This is a genomic window from Asticcacaulis solisilvae, assembly GCF_017875235.1.
Taxonomy (GTDB): Bacteria; Pseudomonadota; Alphaproteobacteria; order Caulobacterales; family Caulobacteraceae; genus Asticcacaulis; species Asticcacaulis solisilvae_A.
In genome coordinates, this window is sequence record NZ_JAGGMI010000006.1 from 275,537 (window position 1) to 301,141 (window position 25,605).

The 25,605-nt window shown below is 61.1% G+C and carries 30 protein-coding genes and 1 tRNA gene; 25 read left to right on the plus strand and 6 right to left on the minus strand.

The window, feature by feature from the left end:
• Window positions 1-27: 27 nt before the first annotated feature.
• Window positions 28-627 (minus strand): nitroreductase family protein, encoded by a 600-nt coding sequence (locus tag J2X24_RS12495; RefSeq protein WP_209721876.1) that lies wholly within the window; start codon window positions 625-627, stop codon window positions 28-30.
• A gap of 111 nt (window positions 628-738) precedes the next feature.
• Here J2X24_RS12495 and J2X24_RS12500 point away from each other — a divergent pair, with 111 nt between their 5' ends.
• From J2X24_RS12500 to J2X24_RS12510, 3 genes are all read left to right on the plus strand, one after another.
• Window positions 739-1,494 carry a dienelactone hydrolase family protein gene (locus tag J2X24_RS12500; protein WP_209721879.1) on the plus strand — a complete coding sequence of 252 codons (756 nt, stop codon included), beginning with the start codon at window positions 739-741 and terminating at the stop codon, window positions 1,492-1,494.
• A 127-nt stretch (window positions 1,495-1,621) separates the two neighbouring features.
• The gene (locus J2X24_RS12505; RefSeq protein WP_209721882.1) at window positions 1,622-2,416 is read left to right on the plus strand and encodes a dienelactone hydrolase family protein; all 795 of its coding nucleotides are present in this window, start codon (window positions 1,622-1,624) and stop codon (window positions 2,414-2,416) included.
• A 61-nt stretch (window positions 2,417-2,477) separates the two neighbouring features.
• Entirely contained in the window at window positions 2,478-3,233 is a 756-nt protein-coding gene (locus J2X24_RS12510; protein WP_209721885.1) for a dienelactone hydrolase family protein, read from the plus strand.
• 158 nt (window positions 3,234-3,391) lie between these two features.
• Here J2X24_RS12510 and J2X24_RS12515 read toward each other — a convergent pair whose 3' ends face one another.
• Window positions 3,392-3,880, minus strand: coding sequence for a TIGR02300 family protein (locus J2X24_RS12515; protein WP_209721888.1), 489 nt, complete (start codon window positions 3,878-3,880; stop codon window positions 3,392-3,394).
• A gap of 160 nt (window positions 3,881-4,040) precedes the next feature.
• Between J2X24_RS12515 and aroA the strand changes: the two genes are divergently transcribed.
• Window positions 4,041-5,306 carry a 3-phosphoshikimate 1-carboxyvinyltransferase gene (gene aroA / locus J2X24_RS12520; protein WP_209721890.1) on the plus strand — a complete coding sequence of 422 codons (1,266 nt, stop codon included), beginning with the start codon at window positions 4,041-4,043 and terminating at the stop codon, window positions 5,304-5,306.
• Here aroA and J2X24_RS12525 read toward each other — a convergent pair whose 3' ends face one another.
• Entirely contained in the window at window positions 5,307-5,732 is a 426-nt protein-coding gene (locus tag J2X24_RS12525) for an ester cyclase (protein ID WP_209721893.1), read from the minus strand.
• 133 nt (window positions 5,733-5,865) lie between these two features.
• Between J2X24_RS12525 and cmk the strand changes: the two genes are divergently transcribed.
• Both cmk and rpsA read left to right on the plus strand, forming a co-directional pair.
• Entirely contained in the window at window positions 5,866-6,504 is a 639-nt protein-coding gene (cmk, locus tag J2X24_RS12530; protein WP_209721896.1) for a (d)CMP kinase, read from the plus strand.
• Between the two features lie 201 nt (window positions 6,505-6,705).
• Window positions 6,706-8,394 carry a 30S ribosomal protein S1 gene (rpsA, locus tag J2X24_RS12535; protein WP_209721900.1) on the plus strand — a complete coding sequence of 563 codons (1,689 nt, stop codon included), beginning with the start codon at window positions 6,706-6,708 and terminating at the stop codon, window positions 8,392-8,394.
• Between the two features lie 111 nt (window positions 8,395-8,505).
• Here the strand turns inward: rpsA and J2X24_RS12540 are convergent, their stop codons facing one another.
• A complete protein-coding gene (locus tag J2X24_RS12540; RefSeq protein ID WP_209721903.1) occupies window positions 8,506-9,660 on the minus strand; it encodes a sterol desaturase family protein in 1,155 nt (384 codons plus the stop codon).
• Window positions 9,661-9,956: 296 nt separating this feature from the next.
• Between J2X24_RS12540 and J2X24_RS12545 the strand changes: the two genes are divergently transcribed.
• The 7 genes from J2X24_RS12545 (at window position 9,957) to J2X24_RS12575 (ending at window position 15,278) form a co-directional block, all read left to right on the plus strand.
• Window positions 9,957-10,328 (plus strand): YciI family protein, encoded by a 372-nt coding sequence (locus J2X24_RS12545; RefSeq protein ID WP_209721906.1) that lies wholly within the window; start codon window positions 9,957-9,959, stop codon window positions 10,326-10,328.
• 86 nt (window positions 10,329-10,414) lie between these two features.
• Complete coding sequence (locus J2X24_RS12550; RefSeq protein WP_209721908.1) at window positions 10,415-10,813, plus strand: VOC family protein; 399 nt, start codon at window positions 10,415-10,417, stop codon at window positions 10,811-10,813.
• A gap of 250 nt (window positions 10,814-11,063) precedes the next feature.
• Entirely contained in the window at window positions 11,064-11,366 is a 303-nt protein-coding gene (locus J2X24_RS12555) for an integration host factor subunit beta (RefSeq protein WP_209721911.1), read from the plus strand.
• A gap of 138 nt (window positions 11,367-11,504) precedes the next feature.
• Window positions 11,505-11,912, plus strand: coding sequence for a large-conductance mechanosensitive channel protein MscL (mscL, locus tag J2X24_RS12560; protein ID WP_245344653.1), 408 nt, complete (start codon window positions 11,505-11,507; stop codon window positions 11,910-11,912).
• Between the two features lie 64 nt (window positions 11,913-11,976).
• Window positions 11,977-13,596 (plus strand): murein biosynthesis integral membrane protein MurJ, encoded by a 1,620-nt coding sequence (murJ, locus tag J2X24_RS12565; RefSeq protein WP_209721914.1) that lies wholly within the window; start codon window positions 11,977-11,979, stop codon window positions 13,594-13,596.
• Between the two features lie 3 nt (window positions 13,597-13,599).
• Window positions 13,600-14,607, plus strand: coding sequence for a tryptophan--tRNA ligase (gene trpS / locus J2X24_RS12570; protein WP_245344654.1), 1,008 nt, complete (start codon window positions 13,600-13,602; stop codon window positions 14,605-14,607).
• A 170-nt stretch (window positions 14,608-14,777) separates the two neighbouring features.
• Window positions 14,778-15,278, plus strand: coding sequence for a copper chaperone PCu(A)C (locus J2X24_RS12575; protein WP_209721917.1), 501 nt, complete (start codon window positions 14,778-14,780; stop codon window positions 15,276-15,278).
• 171 nt (window positions 15,279-15,449) lie between these two features.
• Here the strand turns inward: J2X24_RS12575 and J2X24_RS12580 are convergent.
• Window positions 15,450-15,525: transfer RNA gene (locus tag J2X24_RS12580), tRNA-Ala, on the minus strand.
• 262 nt (window positions 15,526-15,787) lie between these two features.
• On the opposite strand from J2X24_RS12580, the gene J2X24_RS12585 reads away from it, so the two are divergent.
• From J2X24_RS12585 to ptsN, 12 genes are all read left to right on the plus strand, one after another.
• The gene (locus tag J2X24_RS12585) at window positions 15,788-15,952 is read left to right on the plus strand and encodes a hypothetical protein (protein ID WP_209721919.1); all 165 of its coding nucleotides are present in this window, start codon (window positions 15,788-15,790) and stop codon (window positions 15,950-15,952) included.
• 73 nt (window positions 15,953-16,025) lie between these two features.
• Window positions 16,026-16,313, plus strand: coding sequence for a GNAT family N-acetyltransferase (locus tag J2X24_RS12590; RefSeq protein WP_404977825.1), 288 nt, complete (start codon window positions 16,026-16,028; stop codon window positions 16,311-16,313).
• A gap of 19 nt (window positions 16,314-16,332) precedes the next feature.
• Window positions 16,333-17,487, plus strand: coding sequence for an AAA family ATPase (locus J2X24_RS12595; protein WP_209721923.1), 1,155 nt, complete (start codon window positions 16,333-16,335; stop codon window positions 17,485-17,487).
• On the plus strand, window positions 17,484-18,104 hold the full coding sequence (locus J2X24_RS12600) for an HD domain-containing protein (RefSeq protein ID WP_245344655.1): 621 nt from the start codon (window positions 17,484-17,486) through the stop codon (window positions 18,102-18,104). The genes J2X24_RS12595 and J2X24_RS12600 overlap by 4 nt, the downstream gene beginning before the upstream one ends.
• 35 nt (window positions 18,105-18,139) lie before the next feature.
• A complete protein-coding gene (locus J2X24_RS12605) occupies window positions 18,140-18,802 on the plus strand; it encodes a dienelactone hydrolase family protein (protein WP_209721926.1) in 663 nt (220 codons plus the stop codon).
• Between the two features lie 76 nt (window positions 18,803-18,878).
• The gene (locus J2X24_RS12610; protein ID WP_209721928.1) at window positions 18,879-19,499 is read left to right on the plus strand and encodes a ribonuclease D; all 621 of its coding nucleotides are present in this window, start codon (window positions 18,879-18,881) and stop codon (window positions 19,497-19,499) included.
• A gap of 24 nt (window positions 19,500-19,523) precedes the next feature.
• On the plus strand, window positions 19,524-20,210 hold the full coding sequence (gene lptC / locus J2X24_RS12615) for an LPS export ABC transporter periplasmic protein LptC (RefSeq protein ID WP_209721931.1): 687 nt from the start codon (window positions 19,524-19,526) through the stop codon (window positions 20,208-20,210).
• Between the two features lie 29 nt (window positions 20,211-20,239).
• Window positions 20,240-20,752: a lipopolysaccharide transport periplasmic protein LptA gene (lptA, locus tag J2X24_RS12620; RefSeq protein WP_209721934.1), complete on the plus strand. Its 513-nt coding sequence runs from the start codon at window positions 20,240-20,242 to the stop codon at window positions 20,750-20,752.
• Window positions 20,753-20,816: 64 nt separating this feature from the next.
• Window positions 20,817-21,545 (plus strand): LPS export ABC transporter ATP-binding protein, encoded by a 729-nt coding sequence (gene lptB, locus J2X24_RS12625; protein WP_209722080.1) that lies wholly within the window; start codon window positions 20,817-20,819, stop codon window positions 21,543-21,545.
• Window positions 21,546-21,847: 302 nt separating this feature from the next.
• Window positions 21,848-23,374: an RNA polymerase factor sigma-54 gene (gene rpoN, locus J2X24_RS12630; RefSeq protein ID WP_209721937.1), complete on the plus strand. Its 1,527-nt coding sequence runs from the start codon at window positions 21,848-21,850 to the stop codon at window positions 23,372-23,374.
• A gap of 251 nt (window positions 23,375-23,625) precedes the next feature.
• Entirely contained in the window at window positions 23,626-24,297 is a 672-nt protein-coding gene (gene hpf, locus J2X24_RS12635) for a ribosome hibernation-promoting factor, HPF/YfiA family (protein ID WP_209721940.1), read from the plus strand.
• Between the two features lie 108 nt (window positions 24,298-24,405).
• Window positions 24,406-24,870, plus strand: a complete 465-nt coding sequence (gene ptsN, locus J2X24_RS12640; RefSeq protein ID WP_209721941.1) for a PTS IIA-like nitrogen regulatory protein PtsN — start codon at window positions 24,406-24,408, stop codon at window positions 24,868-24,870.
• Between the two features lie 316 nt (window positions 24,871-25,186).
• On the opposite strand, the gene J2X24_RS12645 is transcribed toward ptsN, so the two are convergent.
• On the minus strand, window positions 25,187-25,603 hold the full coding sequence (locus J2X24_RS12645) for an Hsp20 family protein (protein ID WP_209721943.1): 417 nt from the start codon (window positions 25,601-25,603) through the stop codon (window positions 25,187-25,189).
• Window positions 25,604-25,605: the final 2 nt, after the last annotated feature.

The following is a 25,605-nucleotide window of genomic DNA, read 5'->3' on the forward strand; positions in this document are numbered from 1 at the left end:
GGGACCGACCCTGCCAGCCGGAGGCCCTTAAATTGTTGGGTTCGTCACTTCCCCACTGAACCTCCCCTTGAACACCATGGCCGAAAGTGGCTGGCGGGTTGATGGCGTTTCGCGGGCCTTCAGAAAGTCCGGCAGGCTATCCGGATCGCCCTTACGGCCTATGGCAAAGGCGGCTTCGAGCTTCACATTGTCCGGCAGGCCCAGGACCAGCGGCGCCTTATCATAATGAAGGCCGCCCATCCCGTGGGCGACGAGACCCAGCTTATGCGCTTGCAGCGCCAGGGCGAACGATGCCGCGCCGGTGTCAAAGCTGTGGGTCGGGATGTCTCGCTCGCCGTCGAAGGTCGTGACCGAGGCAGCGAAGATCAACGCGCCGGCGTTCTTCGCCCAGCCTTCGTTGAATGGCACCAGAAGGCTCAGAAGCGTTTCGAATTCCGGCGTGTCGCGCAGGGCGTAGATAAAGCGCCAGGGCTGGAGGTTCGAGGCCGACGGCGACCAGCGTGCGGCTTCGAGCATGCTCAGGACCTGATCTTCGGTGACGGGGGCATCGGCAAAGGCGCGCGGCGACCAGCGTTCCAGGAATTGCGGATCAATGGGGTGGGTCGGGTTGCGGAACGAAGTGCTCATCGTATGTGCCTTTAATATGATTGGCTTTTGCGGCCGAACTCTGGTTCACAGGGATATGACCGTCTATCAGTAACTAAAATAGTAACAGTTACATTTGGTTCAAGAGGCCCCGTGCTCGATTCTTTGCAAAGCCGTTTTGATTTTTTGACGCCCTATCTGACCGTCTATGGGCCGAGAGACAGCACACCGCGTCCGGCGGTTCTGCTCTTCCACGCCTGCAATGGCATCCGGCCGCATATCCATGCCTATGCCCGGCTGGCGGAAAGGGCGGGGGTGCGCGCCTTTGTCATCGACAGTTTCATGCCGCGCGGCTGGGACCAGACGGCAGCGGTCAGCCTGGTCTGTTCTGGCCTGGCACTGCATGGTTACGAACGGTCAGGCGATGTGCTGGCGGCGGTGTGGGGCATCGCGCAAAGGCCGGATGTCGATGCCTCGCGCCTGTGCCTGGCGGGATGGAGCCACGGCGCGTGGTCGATCATGGACCTGATGACGCAGCGCCTGGACCGCGAGGGTGCGGCACGCTTGAAGAATCCGACGCCCGAAGCGCTCAAGGGCGTGAAAAGCCTGTTCCTGGTCTATCCGTACATAAACTTCCCGGCGCGCAGCAATACGCACCACTGGGAGTACAGGCCGCAGACCCTGGCCGTACTGGCGCGCAGTGATTTTCTGACCGCCCATGCGCATGCCGCCAACATCTTCAAACGGCTGCGCGACGAAGGCGTGCCGGTGGAGACGCTCGATCTGGACGCAACACATTGTTTTGACGAGGACGGCATTCATTTCGGCTCATTCATGTCCTATGATGCCGCATGTCACGACCGGACCGAGCAGGCTTTTGTGCGCTTCCTGGCAGAGACGCTGGGGTAATTCCAAAGCTTGCTTTGGCAAGCCCGACCGGGCGCCCGAGCAAATCGTGCTCAAGGAGCGAAGCGTTAGCACTTCGCTATGGGCGAGGAGCCCAGCGGCGCTTGAGCGGCAATAAGAGGGGGATCACATGCAGACCATGGCTGAGCGCTACGCGCTGCTGGAAAAATACATCACGATCTATGGGCCGACGGACACGCGCGTCCTGCCGGCGATCGTGCTGTTTCACGGCTGTGGCGGCATGCGCCCGCACATCCATGCCTATGCCAAGGCCGCGGCGTCACTTGGCATACGCGCCTATGTGGTCGACAGTTTCGCACCGCGCGGCTGGGACCGCAACTTCGCCGTATCTTTGATCTGCACCGGCGCCTTCATGCAGGGCTATGAGCGCTCGGGCGACGTGCTGAGCGTCCTGTGGGGCCTGAAACAGTCGGGCCGCGTCGATATGGACAATGTCGTGCTCGCCGGATTCAGCCACGGCGGCTGGTCGATCATGGACCTGATGACCCAGGCTTTGACGGTAAAGGGCGAAGCCAAGCTGGCTGATCCGGACGCGGCCCTGGCCGACCGGGTCAAGGGCCTGTTCCTGGTCTATCCGTACATCAGCTTCCCGGCGCGCAGCAATTCGAAGCCGTGGGTGCGTCATCCGAAGACCTTTGCCGTGCTGGCGGAAAAGGATCACCTGACGCCACTGAAGCACGCGAAAAAGATCTTCGCCAATGTCACGGCGGCGGGGGCAGCGGTCGAAGTCCTGCCGATGGCCGCCAGCCATGCCTTCGATGAGGAAGACAACAAGGGCATGGTCATGGCCTACGACGCCGAAGCCATGCAGATGTCGATCCTGGCCATGCTGAAGTTTCTCCGCGAGACGGTTCCGCTGCCGGAAGAGGCGCCGGAGGCGAACGCGGTTGCGGCGGGTGGCTAACTGGATATAGTCGGGCGGCGAGCCTGAGGGGTTCTTTCAACGGGCTGGGGGCGGGGACGACATGGCACTCGATACGCTGCAGCAGCGGTGCGACCTGTTGATGCCGCACGTCCAGGTCTTCGGGCCTGACGACGGCGTGCCCAGGCCGGCCTTGATCATCTTTCATGGTTGCGGCGGTATCGCGTCGAACCTTGCCCTCTATGCACAGGCCGCCGTGGCCAGCGGCATGCGCACCTTTATCGTCGACAGCTTCACGCCACGCAACTGGACGCGCAAGCACGCCGCCGCCTGGGTGTGCAAGGGGCTGAAACTGCGCGGCTATGAACGCTCGGGTGATGTGCTGGCCGCGGTCGCAGGCATAAGCCAAAGGCCCGATGTCGATGCGGATCGGCTGGTGCTGGCGGGCTTCAGCCACGGCGCCTGGGCGATCATGGACCTGATGACGCAAAAGCTCGACAAGGCGGGTGACGCGCGCCTTAGCGATCCGGCGCCGCACTGGCTCGACGGGGTCAAGGGGCTGTTTCTCGTTTACCCCTATATCAATTTCCTGGCGCGATCGGTGACGCGGCCGTGGCGGCACAAGCCGAGGACCCTCGCCATCCTGACCCTCTCGGACCACCTGGCGGCTTATAAACACTATCTGAGGCTGATCGTCAGCTTGCGCAAACAGGGGGTCGATGCGACCACAACCACGGTCAATGCTACCCATGCCTTCGATGAAGAGGGCATCGATCGTACCCGCCTCATGCGCTACGACGCCGAAGCGCTGACTGTGACTCTCGACACCCTGAAAGAGTTCATCGCCGAAACCCTCTAAATCGGTATGATTTTAAGTGGAACCATCATACCGATCTAAGTTTTGGTTTTGTCGCGATATTTAAGGCGAAAACCCCAAAGACGCTTCTTGGCACTTTTCGCCATATCGCTCTAAATAAGAAAGCCGCCGGGGTTTCCGGCGGCTTCTTGAATTTTGTCTTAGCGGTCTTCCTCGTCTTCGCCGGGCAGGCCATCGATCTCTTCGTCGAAGTCGGCGTCTTCGTCGTCTTCCAGGAAGGGGACGTCGTCGGCATCGTCGTCGCCCAGGTCGGCGTCTTCGATATCCATGTCGACCGAGTCGCCGCCGCCGCCCACGCGGGCCGGATCAGCGGGATCGAGGTCCTCGTCTTCATCGACGATGAGCGCATCATCCACGACCACTTCGTCGATTTCAGGCGTCACGACTTCGGGCTCTTCGTCCTCGTCGTCGCCCTGGGTCTTGCCCTTCACCTGATCTTCGGCTTCCTCGTCCGTATCCTCATAGTCCGGAGCGGTGGTCCGTACGCGCGTACGGCGCGTGCGGATCACTTCTTCCTGGTCGAATTCGAACGCGCATTTCGGGCAATGCGCCGGGCGGTTGTTCAGGTCGTAGAACTTGGCCGTGCAGTTGGGGCAAACCTGCTTGGTGCCTAAGGCGGGATCAGCCACGGGTGGTCCTTATCAATCGGAATAGAAAAAATGCGTTTGCGATTGGCCCCCTTGCCACTAGATAGGCCTCCTGTCAAAAGCTTAAATCCCGCCCGGCCTCAATTTTTTTTGCGCGCATTTTTTTGCAGCGGCAAACAAGGCCCCATTTATCGACGCGTCCATGAACCCCAGCCAAGCTACCGCCGTTAAACTGATCCCGCCCCAGACCAAGATCGCCGGTCGGATTGCCCTTCCCGGATCGAAGTCGATTACCAACCGGGTGCTGCTGATCGCGGCGCTGGCGCAAGGCCGGAGCCAGGTCAGCGGCGCGCTCAAAAGCGACGATACCAAATATATGGCGCGGGCCTTGGGCCAACTGGGCGTGGCGGTCACGGACACGGGCGACACGGAGTTTCTGGTCGAAAGCACGGGCACGCTGACGCCGTCACCAGAGCCGCTGTTCCTCGGCAACGCCGGTACGGCTGTGCGTTTCCTGACGGCGGCGGCGGCCAATATCGACGGCACGACGATCCTGACCGGCGACGAACACATGCAGAAGCGCCCGATCGCGCCGCTGGTTCAGGCGCTGAACGATGCCGGCGTCACCGCCACGGCGCTGACAGGCTGTCCGCCTGTCATTGTTGCGGGCACGGGCGGTTTCACCAACCGTGCGATCGACGTCGATGCCAGCCTGTCCAGTCAATATGTCTCGGCGCTTTTGATGGCCGGAACCAAAGGCGACGCGCCGTTGCGCCTGCGCGTCAAGGACGGCGATATCGGCGCTTTGGGCTATATCGACATTACGCTGGCCTGCATGCGCGCCTTCGGCGCCCAGGTCACGCAGACCGGTCCGCTGGCCTGGGAAATCGCCAACACGCCTTATGAAGCGCGCGACTACTGGGTCGAGCCGGACGCCAGCGCCGCCACCTATGTCTGGGGCATCAACGCGCTCATCGGCGCAAACATCGATATAGGCATCGCGCCTGACGCCATGATGCAGCCCGACGCCAAGGCCTACGAGGTCATCAGCCAGTTCCCGAACCTGCCGGCGGTGATCGACGGCAGCCAGATGCAGGACGCCATTCCGACCATTGCCGTCCTGGCCGCCTTCAACAATCATCCGGTCCGCTTTGTCGGCATCGCCAACCTGCGCGTCAAGGAATGTGACCGCATCAACGCCGTCGCTACCGAGCTCAACCGCATTCAGCCAGGCCTGGCCGAAGAGATCGGCGACGACCTGTTGGTCACGCCCGACCGGACGCTGATCGGCAGGACGGTCGAGGCCAGCATCGAGACCTATCACGATCACCGCATCGCCATGGCCTTTGCCATGGCGGCCTTGGTCATCGACGGCCTGCGCATCCTTGATCCTGGCTGCACGGCCAAGACCTATCCCGGCTACTGGCGCGACCTGGCAAGCGTTGGCGTCGCCATGACCTTCGAATAGTCAGCCGGCCGGAACCAGCCCGACCGCTTCGCGGAGTGGCGCCGTATCAGCGACGGACCAATGTTCGACGATGCGGCCATCGCGGATACGCACCGTAACGACTTCCGGATAGGCAAGCGCGTGGCCCGTCGCCTTCTGTCCCATGAATTCACCCTTGTGCGTGCCCGTCACGCGGACCCGCGCCATCACCTTGTCGTCCTCGGCGATCAGGTCCTCGATATCGGCGTGAAGATCGGGAAAGGCCGTGTGAAACACCTGCAGCGTCTGTTTGAGACCCTCAGCGCCCGCAGGCTGACCCGGCAGCGGATCGTGTGAAACGACATCGGGCGAGACCAGTTCATCGACCACGCTATAGTCGTGACGGTTGAAGGCCTGCTCGCAGAAGCGTCGATAGATGGACTTGTTGTCTTGAATATTGTGGTTCATGTGAACCTCCGGCAGATGCCAGCCCGCCGGCGGTGGCGATAGGCTTTTGCGCCAGGGTTTGAAATCGGTTTTGCCGACGGGCATGCAAAGAATGTATTGGCGCTTGGCCGCAACGGACCTATAGCGAAGCATCATGACTCACCCACTTATCATCGCATTCGACGGTCCGGCCGCGTCGGGCAAAGGCACCCTGGCATCACGCATCGCCGCCGATTACGGCTTGCCGTTTCTCGACACCGGCCTGCTCTACCGCGCCATCGGTCACCTCGCCTTTCAGCACGACGTGCCGCATACCGAAGTTGATGTCCTGGCGGCGCTGGCCAAGGAGATCGATGCTGATCTGCTGGCCGAGGAAGGCTTGCGCGGCCGTGAAGCCGGTGAGCGCGCTTCCCAGGTCGCCGCCATCCCTGAGGTCCGCGCGGCGCTCAAGCAATACCAGATCGACTTTGCCAACCAGCCCTCCGGCGCCGTGCTCGACGGCCGCGACATTGGCACGGTCATCGCCCCGGATGCGCATGTGAAGGTCTTCGTCACGGCCCGTCCCGAGGTCCGCGCCCACCGTCGCTGGCTGCAGCTCAGCAAGATCGATCCAGAGCTGAAACTGGAAGACGTCCTGGAAGATATTCGCGTCCGCGACGCCCGCGATTCCGGCCGCAGCAGTGCGCCGCTGGAAATGGCCAAAGATGCGCTCTTGCTTGATACGTCCGACTTGGGTATAGAAGCCGCCATCACAGCTGCGCGATCCCTTGTGAAAGACCGGTCCGGCGCTTAACAGCGTCAAATCCCAAGTCCGGTTCCTGAGGCTCACAATGGTCGCCATGGGACATGAACTGTCTGCGGCCATCCGGCATCAAGCCAAACATCTCAAAATCCAAAGCCGCACCCCCTGCGCGTGGCCTGTCGTCGTGTTCCCTCAGACATGACGTAAGGACTTGCACCAAAGGACATGCGCCCACAAACCTAAAGAGACTATATGAGCGATTACAATCCCTCGCGCGACGATTTCGCAGCGCTTCTCGACGAAAGCCTGCACGGCCGCGACATGCTCGAAGGCCAGGTCATCCACGGCCTCGTCGTCGCCGTCGACAAGGACAGCGTCACGGTCGACGTCGGCCTGAAGACCGAAGGCCGCATCCCGCTGAAGGAATTCGGCTCGGACGGCCCGAACCTGAAGAAGGGCGACACCGTTGAGGTGTACCTGGAGCGCGTCGAGAACGCGATGGGCGAAGCCGTCATCAGCCGCGAGAAGGCCCGCCGCGAGGAAGCCTGGACCCGTCTGGAAGCCGTCTTCAACCGCGGCGAACCGGTCATGGGCACCATCGTCGGCCGCGTCAAGGGTGGCTTCACCGTCGATATGGACGGTGCCTCGGGCTTCCTGCCGGGTTCGCAAGTCGACATCCGTCCGGTCCGCGACATCGCTCCGCTCATGGGCAAGGAACAGCCCTTCGCCATCCTCAAGATGGACCGTCCGCGCGGCAACATCGTCGTGTCGCGTCGCGCCATCCTTGAGGAGGCCCGCGCCGAACAGCGCACCGAGCTGGTTGGCCAGCTGGCCGAAGGCGAAATCCGTGACGGCGTCGTCAAGAACATCACCGACTACGGTGCGTTCGTTGACCTCGGCGGCATCGACGGCCTGCTGCACGTCACCGACATGTCCTGGAAGCGCGTCTCGCACCCGTCGCAGGTCCTCAATGTCGGCGACCAGGTCCGCGTCCAGATCATCAAGATCAATCCGGACACGCAACGCATCTCGCTCGGCATGAAGCAGCTTCAGTCCGACCCGTGGGAAAACGTCGACGTCAAGTATCCGGTCGGTGGCAAGTTCACCGGTCGCATCACCAACATCACGGACTACGGCGCTTTCGTCGAGCTGGAATCGGGCGTCGAAGGCCTGGTCCACGTTTCGGAAATGTCCTGGACCAAGAAGAACGTCCACCCGGGCAAGATCGTTTCGACTTCGCAGGAAGTCGACGTCGTCGTGCTCGAAGTCGATGCTTCGAAGCGCCGCGTTTCGCTGGGCCTGAAGCAGGCTCAGGAAAATCCGTGGGATCAGTTCCTGCGTAACCACCCGATCGGTTCGACCATCGAAGGCGAAGTCAAGAACGCCACCGAGTTCGGCCTGTTCGTCGGCTTCGAAAACGACATCGACGGCATGGTTCACCTGTCGGACCTCGACTGGAACGTTCCGGGCGAAGAAGCCATCGGCCGCTACAAGAAGGGCGACGCCGTCAAGACCAAGGTCCTGGATGTCGACGTCGACAAGGAACGCATCTCGCTGGGCATCAAGCAGCTCGGCAACGATCCGATGACCGGCGACACCTTCAAGAAGGGCCAGACCGTCACCGTAACCGTCACCGAAGTCACTTCGGGTGGTATCGAAGTCAAGTTCGGCGAAGACGACGCACCGATGTCGGCCTTTATCCGCAAGTCGGACCTGTCGCGCGACCGCAACGAGCAGCGCGTTGAGCGCTTCGCCGTCGGCGATCGTATCGACGCCCAGGTCACCAATGTCGACAAGGCGGCCCGCAAGGTCTCCGTCTCGATCAAGGCCCTGGAAATGGCTGACGAAAAGCAGGCCATCGAACAGTACGGCTCGCAGGACTCCGGCGCTTCGCTGGGCGACATCCTCGGCGCCGCCCTGCGCGACAAGGTCAAGGAATAAGGGTCCGAAGGACCCTTAACCCGGATTCGCTACGGTGTTTAGGCGCGCGTAGCGGTTTAAGGTTGGAGTGAAAAGAAGCCGGCGCTGGCGACAGCGCCGGCTTTTTTGTTGTTACGAAGCGGGAGGGTTCGGCTTGCCGCGACGGAAAGGGTAGGCGAACTGCTCCAGCCAGCCCTTGGGCACCGGGTGGCCGCCGATGCCGTAGCCCGACGGCCATTTGTCGTCAGGCAAGTAATACGTACCGAACAGGCGGTCGATCCACGGGAAGTGGACGGCGAAATTGACATCGATCGCTTCCTTCTCGATGCCGTGGTGCCAGTGGTGGAAGCGCGGCGTGACGATAAACGGTGCGATCCAGCGGTCGTCGAAGCGGATATTGGCGTGGACGAAGGCCGACACGAGATAGATGAAGAAGATATAGCCGTAGAGCGCGTTTTCTTCGAAGCCCAGCGCATAGAGCGGGATAATGGTGACACCGCGCAGGGCCAGGATTTCAAACAGGTGCATGCGTGACCCGGCCATCCAGTCCATGGCCTGGGCCGAATGGTGGACGGCGTGGAAGCGCCAAAGAAAGGGCACGCTGTGGAACAGGCGGTGAAAGCCGTACTGCATCAGGTCGGCGATCAGCATCAGCTCGATGAACTGCACGACATAGGGCTGGGACGCCACCGCGTCGCGTAAGGGCTGCCACAGGGCGGCGTGTTCCAGCACGGCCAGCGATGGCGCCAGCGAAATGAAGGCCATGATCTGGATCAGCAGGCTCGAGATCAGGAAATAGAGCAGGTCCTCGCGCCATTCATAGCGAAACAGGGGCTGGGGCTTATTCCCGCTGAACAGCTTTTCGAGCGGCACGAAGAGCAGGCCCTTCATCAGCAGGTTCAGCACGAACCAGTCGACGCCGAACCCGATGCCTTCGCCGGGGATGGTCTGCGCGCCGATGGCGCCAAGCGTCATCGTCAACAACACCAGAGCAATGGCGCTGAAGCCCAGGATCTTGTTGCGGCGTAAAGTCAGGTTGAGGCAGGCCAGGCCGAACGCGACAAAAGCCATGGCCTGGACGCCAACCATATAGAATGGGCTGTCGTGGACGCGCTTGAGGTCCTCGACCGAGAACCATGCGGGATAATGATGGGCCAGCAGCATCAACAGCGCCGACCCGCCAAGAACAAGGGCCAGCACGCCGCTCAGCCAGCCCGATCCGAATGTCCGCTGTTCGGCTTCGGCTTCGAGGTCGTTGCGAATGGCCAGACGCAGCTTGCTGAGCATTGGTTCCCCCTTGTTCCGGTTTCCCACCGATAACAAAGTTGTCCTAACGACAGGTTTCGCTATTCTCTTCTCTCCGCGTGCGGGGAGAAGGTGGTCGAGCTTGCTCGACCGGATGAGGGCAGAAACTGTATCTTCGCACATTATTTTTCCAACTGCCTCACCCTAAACCTCTCCCAGCAAGCGGGGAGAGGGGACTAAAAGAAAGCGGACCAAGGATATTTTTCATGTAATGGTTCACGAGCGTTGTCGATTCCGGCCGCCGCCATTCGTTGATCCAGCATGAAGGGGATTTCGCCATGCACTACGCCATTCTTTGCTACGACTCCGAAGACGTCATCAGCGCCTGGTCCGAGGAAAAGGATGCCGAAGTCATGCGCAATCTTGGCCTGGTGAACGCGCGCCTGAGCGGCGAAGGCAAGATGGGCCCGGTGGCGCGCCTGATGCCGACGACCGCGGCCGTCACCCTGCGCAAGGGCCGCGACACGACCGTTATCGACGGTCCGTTCGCCGAAACCAAGGAGCAGCTTCTCGGGTTTTACACGGTAGAATGCGACACGCTCGACGAGGCCGTCGATATCGCTCGTGAGTTGGCAGGGGCGTCGGGGTCCGCCGGCTGTTTCGAGGTGCGGCCGATGATGGCCTTCATTCCCGATCAGCGTGTGTCATGACTGTCATGCGCTGCTGACAGAAAGATGTTTTCAATCCGCTAGGGAGAAGCCGGCCCGTCCGGCCAAAAGCAAGAGAGGAGCAAGACATGAGCGATGATCTTTACCGGGGCGTCATTCCCTATCTCAACGTCATCGGCGCCGCCGAAGCCGCTGACTTCTATAAGAAGGCGTTTGCCGCAGAAGAAATCACCCGTATGCCGGCGGACGATGGTAAGCGGCTGATGCATTGCCATCTCAAGATCCACGACGGATCACTCATGCTGTCGGATGTCTTCCCGGAATGGGGTTATGACCATCAGCCCTCGCACAGCTTTACCATGATGCTGGTCGTCGAAGAGGCTGATCCGTGGTGGGAACGCGCTGTCGCCGCGGGCTGCGAAGTCATTTCCGAACTGAAGGTCGAATTCTGGGGTGACCGGTTCGGCACGCTGCGCGACCCTTACGGCGTCATGTGGGGCGTCAACGAGCCCGCCAAGGCGAAGTAAGCCTTACCCAGGGTTGTTCATGCGGTGCGGCCCTATAAAAACAGGGGCTTCAATTCCCTCCGGCGGGAAAGACTTTTGCGTCAAAGCCTTGTCCTGTCGGAGGTTTATTGTGCGCCGCACGCCGTTATCCGTGCGTTTTTTAAACGTGATATCGTTATCACGCTTTAATTTTTATCCAACCCCTTGATCCCTATTCATTTTTCGATCAATGTCGCTCCGTCTGGAGATTCACTTGTTGGGGGACACAGCAATGCTGAAATCTGAACTGATCGAACGCCTGGCATCTGAGTATCCGCACCTGACGCAAAAAGACGTCGAGCGCGCTGTAAACCTTATTTTTGAATCGATGATCGGCACGCTGGAAAAAGGTGGTCGCGTCGAATTGCGGGGTTTTGGCGCCTTGTCGGTCCGCTCCAGGCCCGCGCGCGCCGGCCGCAATCCGCGCACCGGTGAATCGGTCAAGGTACCGGCCAAGCATGTGCCCTTTTTCAAGAGCGGCAAGGAATTGCGCGAACGCCTGAACCTCAGCGGCGACGACAACGCCGCCGATTAAGTTTGCGCAAGGCGCAGCCGGGCATGGGCTGAAAACGCGCAACCTTTTCTCTTAAATAATCCAGCGAACAATGGTTAGATCGATGACGATTCTTGATGAATCGTCTTCTGATTTATCTCCGGCCGGAAGGAACCGTCCATGAGCATTGTGTCCGAATTCAAGACCTTCCTGATGCGTGGCAACGTCATCGACCTGGCGGTCGGTGTTGTCATCGGCGGCGCGTTCGGCAAGATCGTTACGTCGCTGGTCGAAAACATCATCATGCCGCCGATCGGCGTGATTACCGGCGGGGTCGATTTCTCCGACCTGAAGTTCGTTCTGGTGCCGGCCGATCCGGTGACCAAGACCGCGGAAGCCGCCATCTCCTATGGCATCTTCATCAACACCCTGATCCAGTTCCTGATCATCGGCACGGCGATTTTCATGGTCGTCAAGGCGATCAACAAGCTGATGCCACCACCCCCTCCGCCGCCGCCCGCCAATACCCCCAGCCAGGAAGAGCTGCTGGCCGGCATCCTGGCCGAGCTCAAGAAGCAAAATAAGTAGCAGGCTCTTGTGCGCGAAGTGAGGGACGCCTAAACAATGTCCCTCCTTCGATAGGCAGCATTACGTGTCACAGCCTCCGGCGTCCGGCCCTGAACCCGCTCCAGTGCCCAAAAAGTCTTCGGGTCTCATCAAGAATTCGCTGATCAACAGCGGCTTTACGCTCATCAGCCGCTTTCTGGGCATGGGCCGGGACCTGGTCATTACCGCGGTGCTTGGGGCGTCCGGCAACATCGCTGCCGACGCCTACAATACGGCCCTCAGCTTCCCCAATGTCTTCCGTCGCATCTTCGCCGAAGGCGCGTTTACGGCTGCCTTCGTGCCGTCCTATTCGGCGGTGCTGGAGCAGGAAGGGCCCGAAGCGGCCGACAAGCTGGCGCGCGATGCCCTGGCGACCCTGTGCTGCATGACCCTGGTTGTCACGGTCCTGGCCCAGCTGACCATGCCGTGGCTGATGCAGTATATCATTCGTCCAGGCTTTGTGGACACGCCGGACAAGTTCAAGCTGACTGTCGTGCTCACCCAGATCGCTATGCCCTATCTGCCGTGCATGGCCATAGTCGCGCTTCTGTCGGGGGTGCTGAACGCACGCGGCCGCTTTATCGTTTCTGCTGCCGTGCCTACTATCCTCAACATAGTCATGCTGATCATGGTCTGGCCGCAGCGGGACCCGATCTCGGGCGCCTGGTGGGGCGCGGCCGGTATTCTGGTGGCCGGCATCGGCCAGGCGGCCCTGCTGGTCTGGGGCGTGCGCCGCGTCGGCGCGCGCATCGGGCTCAGTGTTATCCCACGCTTTTCGCCTGAGGTGCGGAAACTTCTCTGGCTGGCCATACCGGGCGCCCTCGCCGCCTCAGCCACTCAAATCAATGTGCTGGTCTCGGGCTTCTTCGCTTCGGCCGTCGATGGCGCCGTGTCCTGGCTTCAGGTCGCTGACCGGCTTTATCAATTGCCGCTTGGCATGGTCGGTGTCGCCATCGGTGTTGCCCTGCTGCCCGCCCTGTCGCGCGCCGTGCAGGCGGGCGACCATGACGGCGCGCAAAAGACGCTTGATAATGCGCTGATCTATTCAATGGTCTTCACCCTGCCGGCGGCCGCCGCCCTGGTGGCCATTCCCTTCTTCCTGATCGACGGCCTGTTCACCCGCGGAGCCTTCCATATCTATGACGCTCAACAGACGGCCTCGGCTCTCCTGCACTATGGCTGGGGTGTGCCGGCCTTCGTGCTGACGCGGATATTGAGCCCGGCCTTCTATGCCCGCAAGGACACCTGGGGGCCGATGCGCTTTGCCCTGGTGAATGTCGTCGTCAACCTGATCGTCGGCGTCAGCATGTTTCACCTGATCGGCGTGCCGGGCCTGGCGATCGGCACGTCCGCAGGCGCATGGGCCAATGTCACACTGATGGTCATTGCCCTTTATCGGCGCAAGCTGTGGCACCTGTCGAACCGCAGCGGTGCGGCCCTGGCCAAGATAGTTTTGTGCGGCGGTGTTATGGGCGCGTTTCTGGCGGCCTGCTCCTTCTACCGGCCAGTGGTGGAAGCGCCGATTGCCGCCATCCTGGCCGGCGGCGTCAAGGAAATCGCCGTAGTGGGGGTTTGTTTTGCCGGCCTGTTCCTTTATATCGCCTGTCTCTTTGTGACCGGCGCCGTGCGTCCGGCAGAACTGAAGGCGGCGCTTCGGCGCGGGTAAACAATGACAAAACCTATGCGCATCCTGTCCGGCATCCAGGCATCCGGCTCGCTTCATCTCGGCAACTATCTCGGCGCGCTCAAGAAGTTCGCCGACATGCAATCGCTTGAGGCCGAGCGCTTCTACATGATCGCCGACCTGCACGCGATCACGGTGTGGCAGGACCCGGGCAAGCTTCTGTCGCAGACGCGCGAAATCGCTGCCTGTTACCTGGCGGCCGGAGTAGATCCGGACAAGTCGGCGATCTTCCCGCAATCGGCCGTGCCGGCGCATACTGAGATGGCGTGGCTGTTCAACTGCGTGGCGCGCCTGGGCTGGCTCGACCGCATGACGCAGTTCAAGGACAAGGCCGGCAAGGACAAGGAACGCGCCTCGATCGGGCTTTACACCTATCCGGTGCTGCAGGCCGCCGACATCCTGATCTACAAGGCGACCCACGTGCCGGTCGGCGAGGATCAACGCCAGCACCTGGAGCTGACGCGCGACGTCGCCAAGAAGTTCAACCACGACTATGGCACCGACTTCTTCCCGCTACCGGAGACGCTTTATCAGGGACCGGGCGCGCGGATCATGAGCTTGCGTGACGGCCTGGCCAAGATGTCGAAGTCCGATCCTTCCGACAATTCGCGCATCAACCTGACGGACGATGCCGACACGATCGCCTCCAAGGTCAAGAAGGCCAAGTCGGACGCCGACGTCCTGCCGGAGGCCGAAGACGGCCTGGCGGAACGTCCGGAGGCCAAGAACCTGGTCGGCATCTATGCAGCGCTGGCCGGGATCTCGGCGCAGGACGTGCTCAACGAGTTTGGCGGCAAAGGGTTCGGTGCGTTCAAGCCGGCCCTAGCGGACGTCGTGGTCGGCAAAATGGCGCCGATTTCCGAAACCCTGCGGCGCCTGCTGAACGATACGGGTGAGATTGATCGCGTCCTGAAGCTTGGTGCGGAGCGGGCACGGGAGGTGTCGGCGCCGGTGGTTGAGGAGACCAAACGGATCGTGGGGCTTTGGGGATGAGGCTTGCAGGGGACAGGCCCCCTGCACCCCGATACTCGACGGTGTTTAGATATTTCTATAATAAAAGCCGGGCCTGAAGATCCGGCTTTTATTATAGAGCACGTAATCACTACCGCGTATTGGGGTGCAGGGTCTGTGACCCCTGCGAACACTTACACCCGGAGCCGTCCATGAAGCACCTTGCCGCTCTTACTCTCGCCGCCCTGGCGCTCGCAGCCTGTGACGGCAAGTCCACCACAACCGTTTCGAAGTCGAGCAACATCAACGGCGTCGTTACCTCCAGCACGATTTCGATGACCGACTACGCGATGCGCGCCGCGCTGGGCAACAATCCGAACACGGCGGCCTATGTGACGGTCCGTAACACGGGAACGGAAGCCGACCGGCTAATCTCGGCATCGTGTGAATGCGCGGCATCGACGGAACTGCACAGCATGACGACCAAGGATGGCGTCATGGACATGGCCGAGATGAAGGACGGCTTTGTCGTCGCGCCTGGTGAAACCCTGGTGCTGAAGCCCGGTGGCAATCACATCATGCTACTGGGCCTGAAGGTCCGTCCGCAGGATGGATCGACGGTCAAGGTGAAGCTCACCTTTGAGAAGGCCGGTGACATCACCCTGGCCATGCCAGTGTCGAATACGCCGCTCTCGAAAACCACAGCCCAATAGGATTTAGAGCGGAGCGACTAGCGACCAAGCGGGAGCGCAGGCTGCGCGCCGCCAAGGGCCCTTTGGCCCTGAGCGCCAGACAAAAAACCAAGCGGAGCGACTAGCGACCAAGCGGGAGCGCAGGCTGCGCGCCAAGCAGAAAATTCTCAGATTTCGGAGAAAATTTAGAAATGGTGGAGCTTAGCGGAGTCGAACCGCTGACCTCTTCAATGCCATTGAAGCGCTCTACCAACTGAGCTAAAGCCCCATCTTCTCGATGGCCGGATCAGGGTGCCCCCGTCCGAGGCGGCGACTACTATTTCAAGGCCGCACGCCGCGCAAGCTCTTTTTCAAAGATTTTCCGCTTTTTTTTCATGTGGCATTTTTCCCCGGTTTGTCGATCCGCCGATGCGTCCAGGCAACACCGTTATTTTTCCGGTCGGGGATTCACACATTCCTTATCGAATCTTGATATGATGTGCCTCTAGAAACGATCTGCCGCCGTTGGGTGAGCAGACTTAACGGTAGCCATGGTGATGGTGATGAAAAAAGTAGACGGTTTGAACTGGATTTCCGCGGCCCGTTCCGTGTCTCCCGCGATTTATGTGCCGTATCAGGCCCGCAGCGCGACCCTAGCGCCGCGTCCGCGCTTTGCCGCGCGCCCGGTTTCCGTCGACCAGATCGCGGCCGGCTAAGCCTTTCGCCCGGACAAAGGCATTCCGATTTTATGCGTGAGGGCCTATCTCTCCTGTCCAAGGAGCGTACCCCATGCCTGACACTATGACTGATCCCATCACCGACAATGTCGACGAAAAGCGCTATGAGCTGGTTGTCGATGGCAAGACCGTTTTCGCCGACTATAGCTTGAACGGCGATACCCTGCACATCCACTATGTCGAAGCACCGCCGGAACTGCGCGGCACCGGGGCCGCCGGCCGCCTGATGGACGGCGTGGCGCGGATTGCCAAGGACAATGGCTGGCGCATCGTGCCGATTTGCGGCTATGCCGCCGCCTGGCTGCGCCGCCACAAGGAATATCATTCCCTGCTGCGCTAACACGGGTTACACCTGAGGGATGATCACCACCCTCGCTATTTCCGGCTACCGTTCATTGCGTGACGTTCGGGTCGCGCTGGAGCCGTTGAATGTGGTGACCGGCGCCAACGGCGCCGGCAAATCGAGCCTGTATCGCGCCCTGCGCCTTTTGGCCGATATCGCCCAGGGCCGTATCATCCGGGCATTGGCGAGCGAAGGCGGTCTGGTCTTTACCCTGTGGGCAGGGCCGGAACAGTTCTCGCGCGAAATGAAGGCCGGCACTCAACGTGTGCAGGGTCTGGTGCGTAAGAAGCCGATTTCCCTCAAGCTTGGTTTTTCGACTGACGCGTATGGTTATGCCATCGACCTGGGGCGGCCGGTGCCCGATGGTTCAATGTTTAACGCCGACCCCCAGATCAAGGTCGAAAGCCTTTGGGTTGGCCAGGTTTTGCGTGCCCGCAACGAGATCGCCAGCCGCAAGGGTCCGGGGGTTCGCATTCGTGGTGAGGACGGCGCTTGGTCGCAGACCTTTACCGACCTGTCGCCGTTCGACAGCATGATGACCCACGCCGCCGATCCGGGCAAGGCGGTCGAATTGCTGCGCCTGCGCGAAATGATGCGCAACTGGCGGTTCTATGACCACTTCCGGACTGATCGCGACGCGCCGGCGCGTCATCTGCAGATAGGCACCTATACGCCCGTCCTGGCCAGCGACGGCAGCGACCTGGCCGCGGCCATCCAGACCATTATCGAAATCGGCTTTGTCGAAGATCTGTCCAGCGCCGTCGACGATGCTTTTCCTGGATCGAAAATCTTCGTGACGGGCGACAGCGGTTACTTCGAGCTGGAGATGCAGCAAAAGGGATTGCTGCGGCCGCTGAAGGCGGCCGAACTGTCCGATGGCACCTTGCGTTATCTGCTGCTGATGGCGGCCTTGCTGTCGCCCCGCCCGCCGGCTTTCATGGTGCTGAACGAACCTGAAATGAGCCTGCATCCGGATCTTTTGCCGGCGCTGGGGCGGTTGATCGCGAAAGCTTCGGAGCGCAGCCAGATACTGGTCGTGTCGCATTCCCACGAACTGGTCGACGCCCTGACGGCGGCGAAGGCCACGAACCGTATCGTGCTTGAAAAGGTGCTCGGCGAAACCGAGATCGCTGATAATGACCCGCCGCCCTGGGAGTGGCCTTCGCGATGACCGCACAAGAGCTGGAACGTGTATGGGATGAGCTGGCGGAAAGGCTGGGGCTTGGGCCGGAAGTCTGGCCCAGGATCGTAGCGGCCTACAGCGAACCGCAGCGGCGCTATCATACGCTCGATCATATCGCCGCCGTGGTAGCGGACTTTCTGCCGATGCAGGACCGGTTTGATGATACCGATGCGGCGCTCCTGGCCCTGTTCTTCCACGACATCGTCTATGACCCGGCGCGTTCCGACAACGAAGAGCGCAGCGCCGAAGCGGTACGTGACCTGTTGACGAGTGAAACAGCCGATCGCGCCTGCGCGCATATCCTTGCCACGAAAAAGCACGAGGCCAGCACACCCGATGCCGCGCTGGTCGTCGATATCGACATGGCGATCCTGGCCGCGCCGTGGCAGGACTATCTGCGCTATGCCGAGAATGTGGCGCGTGAATACCTGCCGGTCTATGGCGCCGAAGCCTATAAGGCAGGGCGCTGCGAGATGTTTCTCAAACCCGTGCAGAACCGGCGCGTCTTCCTGACGGAGGTCTTCGCGCCGCGTGAAGCGGCCGCCCAGCGCAATATCCGCGATGAACTCACGCTTTGGGCGTCCGGCGGGTTGCCGGGGCTGTGAAACCGCCCATATAAGGCGCCACAACGGAGGATCCCATGAGCCAGATGATTACGCTTACACGTCCGGACGGCGGCCAGATCGCTGCCTATTCCGCTGGTGAAGATCCGGCGCGGCCGGGTGTCATTGTCCTACAGGAGTGGTGGGGGCTCAACGACCATATCAAGGCGATAGCCGACCGTTTCGAGGGCGAGGGGTTCAATGCCCTGGCGCCTGACCTGTTCCAGGGCCGCGTCACCAAGGACGCCAACGAAGCGTCGCACATGATGAACGGGCTCGACTTTCCGGGTGCGGTGCACGAGGACATCGCCGCCGCGAAAGACTGGTTGCGTGAACGCTCGGCGTCGGTCGCGGTGATGGGCTTCTGCATGGGTGGAGCACTGGCCATTGCTTCGGCCGCGCGCCTGAAAGGGTTGTCCGCCGGGGTCTGTTTCTATGGCGTGCCGCCGAAGTCCTTTGCCGACCCCAAGGATATCGTCATTCCGCTCCAGGGCCATTTCGGCAGCAAGGACGATTGGGTGACACCCGCCGTCGTCGCCGACATGGAAGCAGCCATGAAGGCTGCGGGCAATCCGCCGGAATTCTATTCCTATGAGGCCGACCATGCCTTCTTCAACAAGACCCGTCCGGAAGTCTATGACGCCGAAGCCGCCGAAGCTGCGTGGCAGCGGACGATCCGGTTCCTGAAAACGCACGTCTAACCTCGCGTCATTGACCTTTTAACCATTTGGGCTTAGGCCGTTACGCTTCTTCAGACCTCCGTAAAGGGCGTACTCCTTGACCGTATTCTACCACGAAGGCGACTTGCCCGACGGCCTCGACCTTGGCGCCATCGTTGCCATCGACTCCGAGACCATGGGCCTGCGGTTCCGCCGCGATGGCCTGTGCGTCGTCCAGCTGTCGGGCGGTGACGGCAATGCCCATGTCGTGCGCCTCGACCGCCAGACCTATCACTGCCCGAACCTGAAGCGCCTGCTCACGGACGGCAATGTCCTGAAGCTATTCCATTACGGGCGCTTCGATATCGGCATGTTCATGCTGCACCTCGATGTCGTCACGGCGCCGGTCTACTGCACCAAGATCGCGTCGAAACTGGCGCGCACCTACACCGACCGTCACGGCCTCAAGGACCTGGTGCGCGAACTGCTGAATGTCGATATGTCCAAGCAGCAGCAAAGCTCGGACTGGGGCAATGAGACGCTGAGCCCCGAACAATTGGCCTATGCGGCATCGGATGTGCTGCACTTGCACGCACTGCGCGACCGCCTCAACACCATGCTGGCGCGGGAAGGGCGGGTGGAGCTGGCCCAGGGCTGCTTTGACTTTTTGCCGCACCGCGTCAAACTGGATTTGGCAGGATGGGAAGATTGCGATATTTTCGCGCATAGCTGGGCATAGGCGCCTGGTAGGAACGCAATTTTCATGGCCACGCCACTGACGGATATTACTGCGCGCTTCGAGCCGGCCGTCGATGCCGAGACCGAGGCCGCCCAGCGCCGGACGCACCTGGCGCAGCAGGTCGCCGCGGTCCGCCGCCGGTCGCGCCGCATCAAGACGCTGCGCACGGTTCTGCCGGCATTGATCATCGGCATCGCGCTTCTGAATGTCGGCTGGATCGCCGTGACGGGTATCCTGGGTTCGCTCAATCCCTTTGTTCCGCAAGGCCGGGAAATTCGCGCCATCAATCCGCGCTATTCGGGTTTGAGCGGCTCGGGCTCGCCGTTCACCATCAGCGGGCTCGAGGCGATCCAGCAGGGCAACGACCTGACGCGGGTTAATCTCAAGGGGCCGGCCATCGACTTCAAGGGCGAAGGCGACAAATCAACCCACATTTCGTCGGCCAACGGCGTCTATGACGCCAATCGGGGCCTGTTCCATCTTACGGGCAATGTCGTCATGCGCTCGGGCGGCTCGGACATGACCTTCCGCACCGAGGCGGCCGTGATTAACCTTAAGGACTTGACGATCTCCGGCGACAAACGCATTGAAGGAACCGGAAGCATGGGCCATATTGTGGGCGAGTCCTTCATGATTTCGAAAAACGGCGCCGACGTCGTTTTCCGGGGACGGGGCGACAGCAAGGTCTGGACGACGCTCAACAGGAAATAGGCGCGTAAGGCATGAGAAACGGACGGACGATGAATATTCGCATTGGAGCGGCTCTGACGGTTCTGGCTTTGACAGCGGGCGGGGCGACGGCACAGGTGTCGGGGCAAGGCGGACCGGTTCAGATCGGCGCGGATTCCCAGCGTATCGAGCAGCAAGCCAACGCCATGTACTTGGATGGTCGTGTCGAGATTTTGCAGGATAAGGCACGTCTGCGTACCGATCACGCGACGATTACCTACGCCGAACCGGGTGGCGACATCAATCGTATTGAGGCGACCGGGAACATCTTCTACGTCACGGTTGATGCCCAGGGCCAGCAGACCATCATGAAGGGTGACAACGCCGTCTACACCAAGGCGGACGACACCATGGTGGTGACCGGCAACGTCATCCTGCAGCAAGGCCAGAACGTCTCGACCGGCAACCGGCTGGTGTCGCAGGTGTCGAAGGGCATCACGACCTTCACCGCCAATCCCGGCGGCCAGACCAAGGGCCGGGTGCGCAGTGTCCTTTATCCCAACAACAACAGGCCCGCGCAGTAAGCGGAGACATATCCAAGTGAGCGCGGACGCATTTTCAGCCTCTTCGAAGGCCACGGCTGACCGGATCGCCACGGGCGATGGCATCGTGGTCGAAGGCATCGGCAAGACCTACAAGGACCGCGCTGTCGTCAAGAGCGTGTCGCTCAAGCTTGGCCGCGGCGAAGTCGTGGGTCTTCTGGGTCCCAACGGCGCCGGCAAGACGACCTGCTTCTACATGATCACCGGCCTGGTAGAGGCCGACTATGGTTCGATCACGCTCGACGGCCAGGACATCACGCACCAGCCGATGTATCAGCGCGCGCGCCTCGGCATCGGCTACCTGCCGCAGGAAGCGTCGATCTTCCGCGGCATGAATGTCGAGCAGAACATCACCGCCGTTCTGGAGCTGCGCGAGAAGAACCCGGCCAAGGTCAAGGAAGACTGCGTCCGCCTGCTCGAAGACCTGCACATCACCCATATCCGCAACTCACCGGCCTCGGCCCTGTCGGGCGGTGAACGCCGCCGTGTCGAAATCGCCCGGGCGCTGGCCGGCAAGCCGTCCTTCATGCTGCTCGACGAGCCCTTCGCCGGTATCGACCCGCTGGCCATCAGCGATATCCGCGACGTCATCGGCTACCTGAAGAGCCGGGGCATCGGTATCCTGATCACCGACCACAATGTTCGCGAGACGCTGGAAATCGTCGATCGCGCCTCGATCATCCATTCGGGCGAAGTGCTGTTCGAAGGCTCGGCGGATGCCATCACGCACGACCCGGAAGTCCGCCGCGTTTATCTCGGCGAGTCGTTCCACTAAATCAGGGTTATCGGCCCCCACCACCGCATCTCAGCTCCGCTTCGTGCGGTCCCCCTCCCCACTCGCACCTTTGCGTGGCAACGCCTGCGCCGCTCATGGGGAGGGGACCGCACGAGCGAGCCTCTGGCGAGCGAGATGCGGTGGTGGGGGCAATTACCCTCCACCCGCATATCATCCCCAGCTTCGTTAACCATATTTACCCGGTGTTCATCCCTTTGCCGCAACGTGCCAAAACTTGGCTACCGGCAAGACTTTAGTGATTAATTTCGGTCATAGTGCCGGCAATTGATCGGGATTACGGAATGGCGCTCGGACAAAGGCTCGAAATCAGGCAGGGACAGGGGCTGGTTATCACGCCCCAGCTGCAGCAGGCGATCAAGCTGCTGCAATTGTCGAATCTTGAACTCGAGGCCGTCATCGAGGCCGAGCTGGAGCGCAACCCGCTGCTGCAGCGCGAGGACGGCGACGGGCCGGTCGATACCACCCACGAAATCGACGCCCCCGCCGACAGCGACAAGGACTACGAGTCGCGCGAACTGGAACTGTCCGACCGCGACACAGCCATCGCCAATAACGACATCGACGCCTCGGCGTCCGACGTCTATGGCGACGACGAACCGCCGGTGCGCGAACGCGAATCCGCGGCCGCCGACACCAGCGAAGGCCCCATGGTCGACTGGTCCAAGACGGGCAAGGGCGGCGGAGGCTTCGATGGCGACGACGACAGCCTGGAACGCTCGCTGACGCGTGAAAAGACCCTCAACGAACACCTGACCGACCAGGCGCTGATCGCCCATTTCTCGGCGCCCGAAATGGCCATTGCCCAGATACTGATCGATGCCGTCGACGAGGCCGGCTATATGCGCGCCTCGCTGGAGGAAATCGCCGACCGCCTGGGCTGTGAGCTTGAACTGGTCCAGAAGGTCCTGACCGCCTGCCAGGGCTTCGAGCCGACGGGCATCATGGCGACTTCGGTACCGGAATGCCTGAAGCTGCAACTGGTCGAACGCAACCGCTTCGATCCGGCCATGGCGGTCCTGCTCGACAACCTCGAAATGCTGGCGCGCCGCGACCTCAGCGCCCTGCGTAAGGCGTGCGGCGTCGATGACGAAGACCTGGCCGAGATGATTTCGGAACTGAAATCGCTCAATCCGCGTCCCGGCGCCCAGTTCGACACCGAGCCGTCGCACGCCGTCGTGCCCGATGTCTTCGTCCGTTCGGACGCCGCCGGCGGCTGGCGCATCGATCTCAACTCCGACACTCTGCCGCGCATCCTGATCGACCAGAAGTACCAGGCCAAGGTGTCTTCGGCGGCCCGCAGCGATGCGGACAAGAGCTATCTCAACGAATGCCTGAGCCAGGCCAATTGGCTGATCAAGAGCCTGGACCAGCGCGCGCGCACCATCCTCAAGGTGTCGGCGGAAATCGTCCGCCAGCAGGACAGCTTCTTTGTCCACGGCGTCGAATATCTGCGCCCGCTGAACCTAAAGACGGTTGCCGAGGCGGTCGGCATGCACGAATCGACCATCAGCCGCGTCACCTCGAACAAATACATCTCGACGCCGCGCGGCGTGTTTGAACTGAAGTTCTTCTTCACCTCATCGATCGCCTCTTCGGACGGCACGGCGGCGCACTCGGCCGAAAGCGTCCGTCACAAGATCAAGAGCCTGATCGACGGCGAAAAGGCGACGGGCGAAGTCCTCAGCGACGACCGCATCGTCGAGATCCTGAAAGAGGCTGGCGTCGATATCGCGCGCCGCACCGTGGCAAAATATCGCGAGGCCTTGCGCATTCCGTCGTCCGTCGAACGCAAGCGCCAGACTCGCTGATACCGCCTCGCAAGCGACTGAATAATAAAAACAAAGCGCTTTCGGCATGGCATCTTTATGTCGCCGTTTTTACATGAACACAAACGAGTGATGTTCAGCACTCGGCCCTTTTTAAATGGTCAGAACGGCGTAGAGTAAAAGGGCCTTCGGGCACTTCCCCGGGGGTTCAGGGCGGCCTGCTTATCCATGCAGGAACCGGACTTCTCCGGTTGCAGGCCGCGGTTCTTATGAAGAACGGAGCGTGTCACGCTATGCAAATTCAAGTCAGTGGAAAACAGTGTGAAGTCGGCGAAGCCCTCACCCAGCGCATTCAGGACGAACTGAATGCCGGCATCGCCAAGTATTTTGACCGTGGCGGCACCACGGCGGAAGTCACCATTTCCAAGGAAGGATATATGTTCAGAGCGGACTGTTTCGTCCGCCTCGCGTCCGGCCAGGTACTTGTTTCGCATGCGTTCGGCGGTGACGCCCATTCCGCCTTCACCGGCACGCTGGACCACATGGAAAAGCGCGTCCGCCGCTATAAGAACCGCCTGAAGCAGCACCATCATGGCACGCCCGTGAAGGAAGAAGTGGCCAATGTCACCGTCCTGCGCAGCGCCCCCGCCGATATCGAAGCCGAGGAGGAGCTGGACGACGGCATGGACCACGAGTCCCCGCCTCAGGCCATGATCATTGCCGAAACCGAACAGGCGCTGCGCACCATGTCGGTGCCGGCGGCGGTGGCGGAGCTGGAACTGTCCAACTATCCGCTCATCATGTTCCGTAACGCCGCTCACGGCGGTCTGTCGGTGCTGTATCGCCGCCCCGATGGCAATATCGGCTGGATCGACCCCGAGCGCACCGTCAACGGCAAGAGTCACGGCAAGGCCAATGGCAAGGCCGACACGTCCGCGCCGGCGCAGTCCGCGGCGGTCATGTAATAAAGACTTCACGGCCGGGCGGGTTGACGCGGACAGCGCGCCCGGCTAATGCCTGCCCGGCAAGCCGGGGGGCTGAAGCACAATAACGCCGCGCATACTGGATTTGTTATGTTTTTGACGAGTTTGCTGGATCGCCACGGTATCAATGGCAATGTCAGCGTGAATTCGAAGCGCCAGGCCCTTCAGGTCATCGCAGATATAGCTGCGCGACAGCTCGGCCTCGATTCCGCGACGATCCACCACGCCCTTCTGGAGCGTGAGAAGCTGGGTTCGACCGGTGTTGGCATGGGTGTTGCCGTTCCCCACGCGGCGCTGGCGGGCTTGAACCGGATGCACGGCGTATTCCTGCGCCTCGAAGCCGCCGTCGATTACGAAGCCATTGATGATCGTCCCGTGGACCTGATCTTCGCGCTGCTGGCGCCGGAAGACGCCGGCACCGAGCACCTGCGCGCCCTGGCCAAGGTGTCGCGCGTGCTGCGTCAGAAGGACCTGCGCGATCAGCTGCGGGCCGTCGAGAGCAACGATGCGATCTATGCGCTGCTGACGGATATCGCGGATTCCAACGCGGCTTAGCGCTGAATTGCTGATGTAGGTTTGTCCACAGATTGCACAGATTAGCACGGATGATCCGTGCAGGTGGGCGGCCTGTGTCTTATCAAATCTGATCCCGACGGCGCAAAGCGCCTTCATTTCATTAAAGTATCGCGCGCCTCAGCTTCCCCACGCACGGATCAGCTGTGCTAGAGCGATATGGCGAAAAGTGCCAAGATGCGTTTTTTGGGGTTTTCGCCTTAAATATCGCGACAAAACAAAAACTTAGATCGGTATGATGTTTCCACTTAAAATCATACCGATCTAAGCTGTGCAATCTGTGGACAACAACCGTAAGTCAGATCACGCTGATCGGTATGATCTGGAACTCATCGGGCAGTTCCGGCCGAATCAGGTCGATGTGCAGCAGGCCATAGGCCAGCTCCGCCCCCTTCACCTCGAAACCATCACTGAGCACGAAGCCGCGATTGAAGGCGCGCAGGCCAATGCCACGATGCAGGAACTCCCGCGCCTCGGGTTCGCCGGCGCGTTCCCGGGTGGCAACGACCATTAGCTGGCGGCCCTTGACCTCGACGCGCAGCTGGTCCTGCGTAAAGCCCGCCACCGCGATGCTGATACGGATATGGTCGCTGGTGACCTGCTCGACATTGTAGGGCGGGTAGTTGTCGTGGCTGCGGCCGACGCGCTCGATCATCAGGCGCATGTCGTCGAAGCCGAGTAGGAACGGGCTGTCGAAGACGACTGTGCGAGACATAA

Excerpts from the sequence above, each read along its gene's own strand:
- J2X24_RS12540 (WP_209721903.1), bottom strand. The coding sequence starts at position 9,660 with ATGCTCAGCAAGCTGCGTCTGGCCATTCGCAACGACCTCGAAGCCGAA.
- J2X24_RS12505 (WP_209721882.1), top strand. The coding sequence starts at position 1,622 with ATGCAGACCATGGCTGAGCGCTACGCGCTGCTGGAAAAATACATCACG.
- cmk (WP_209721896.1), top strand. The coding sequence starts at position 5,866 with ATGACTCACCCACTTATCATCGCATTCGACGGTCCGGCCGCGTCGGGC.
- trpS (WP_245344654.1), top strand. The coding sequence starts at position 13,600 with ATGACAAAACCTATGCGCATCCTGTCCGGCATCCAGGCATCCGGCTCG.
- J2X24_RS12600 (WP_245344655.1), top strand. The coding sequence starts at position 17,484 with ATGACCGCACAAGAGCTGGAACGTGTATGGGATGAGCTGGCGGAAAGG.
- J2X24_RS12495 (WP_209721876.1), bottom strand. The coding sequence starts at position 627 with ATGAGCACTTCGTTCCGCAACCCGACCCACCCCATTGATCCGCAATTC.
- J2X24_RS12575 (WP_209721917.1), top strand. The coding sequence starts at position 14,778 with ATGAAGCACCTTGCCGCTCTTACTCTCGCCGCCCTGGCGCTCGCAGCC.
- lptC (WP_209721931.1), top strand. The coding sequence starts at position 19,524 with ATGGCCACGCCACTGACGGATATTACTGCGCGCTTCGAGCCGGCCGTC.
- rpoN (WP_209721937.1), top strand. The coding sequence starts at position 21,848 with ATGGCGCTCGGACAAAGGCTCGAAATCAGGCAGGGACAGGGGCTGGTT.
- J2X24_RS12545 (WP_209721906.1), top strand. The coding sequence starts at position 9,957 with ATGCACTACGCCATTCTTTGCTACGACTCCGAAGACGTCATCAGCGCC.
- ptsN (WP_209721941.1), top strand. The coding sequence starts at position 24,406 with ATGTTTTTGACGAGTTTGCTGGATCGCCACGGTATCAATGGCAATGTC.
- J2X24_RS12605 (WP_209721926.1), top strand. The coding sequence starts at position 18,140 with ATGAGCCAGATGATTACGCTTACACGTCCGGACGGCGGCCAGATCGCT.
- J2X24_RS12595 (WP_209721923.1), top strand. The coding sequence starts at position 16,333 with ATGATCACCACCCTCGCTATTTCCGGCTACCGTTCATTGCGTGACGTT.
- lptA (WP_209721934.1), top strand. The coding sequence starts at position 20,240 with ATGAATATTCGCATTGGAGCGGCTCTGACGGTTCTGGCTTTGACAGCG.
- J2X24_RS12590 (WP_404977825.1), top strand. The coding sequence starts at position 16,026 with ATGCCTGACACTATGACTGATCCCATCACCGACAATGTCGACGAAAAG.
- hpf (WP_209721940.1), top strand. The coding sequence starts at position 23,626 with ATGCAAATTCAAGTCAGTGGAAAACAGTGTGAAGTCGGCGAAGCCCTC.
- J2X24_RS12645 (WP_209721943.1), bottom strand. The coding sequence starts at position 25,603 with ATGTCTCGCACAGTCGTCTTCGACAGCCCGTTCCTACTCGGCTTCGAC.
- J2X24_RS12585 (WP_209721919.1), top strand. The coding sequence starts at position 15,788 with ATGGTGATGGTGATGAAAAAAGTAGACGGTTTGAACTGGATTTCCGCG.
- J2X24_RS12525 (WP_209721893.1), bottom strand. The coding sequence starts at position 5,732 with ATGAACCACAATATTCAAGACAACAAGTCCATCTATCGACGCTTCTGC.
- J2X24_RS12550 (WP_209721908.1), top strand. The coding sequence starts at position 10,415 with ATGAGCGATGATCTTTACCGGGGCGTCATTCCCTATCTCAACGTCATC.
- rpsA (WP_209721900.1), top strand. The coding sequence starts at position 6,706 with ATGAGCGATTACAATCCCTCGCGCGACGATTTCGCAGCGCTTCTCGAC.
- mscL (WP_245344653.1), top strand. The coding sequence starts at position 11,505 with ATGAGCATTGTGTCCGAATTCAAGACCTTCCTGATGCGTGGCAACGTC.
- J2X24_RS12510 (WP_209721885.1), top strand. The coding sequence starts at position 2,478 with ATGGCACTCGATACGCTGCAGCAGCGGTGCGACCTGTTGATGCCGCAC.
- J2X24_RS12555 (WP_209721911.1), top strand. The coding sequence starts at position 11,064 with ATGCTGAAATCTGAACTGATCGAACGCCTGGCATCTGAGTATCCGCAC.
- aroA (WP_209721890.1), top strand. The coding sequence starts at position 4,041 with ATGAACCCCAGCCAAGCTACCGCCGTTAAACTGATCCCGCCCCAGACC.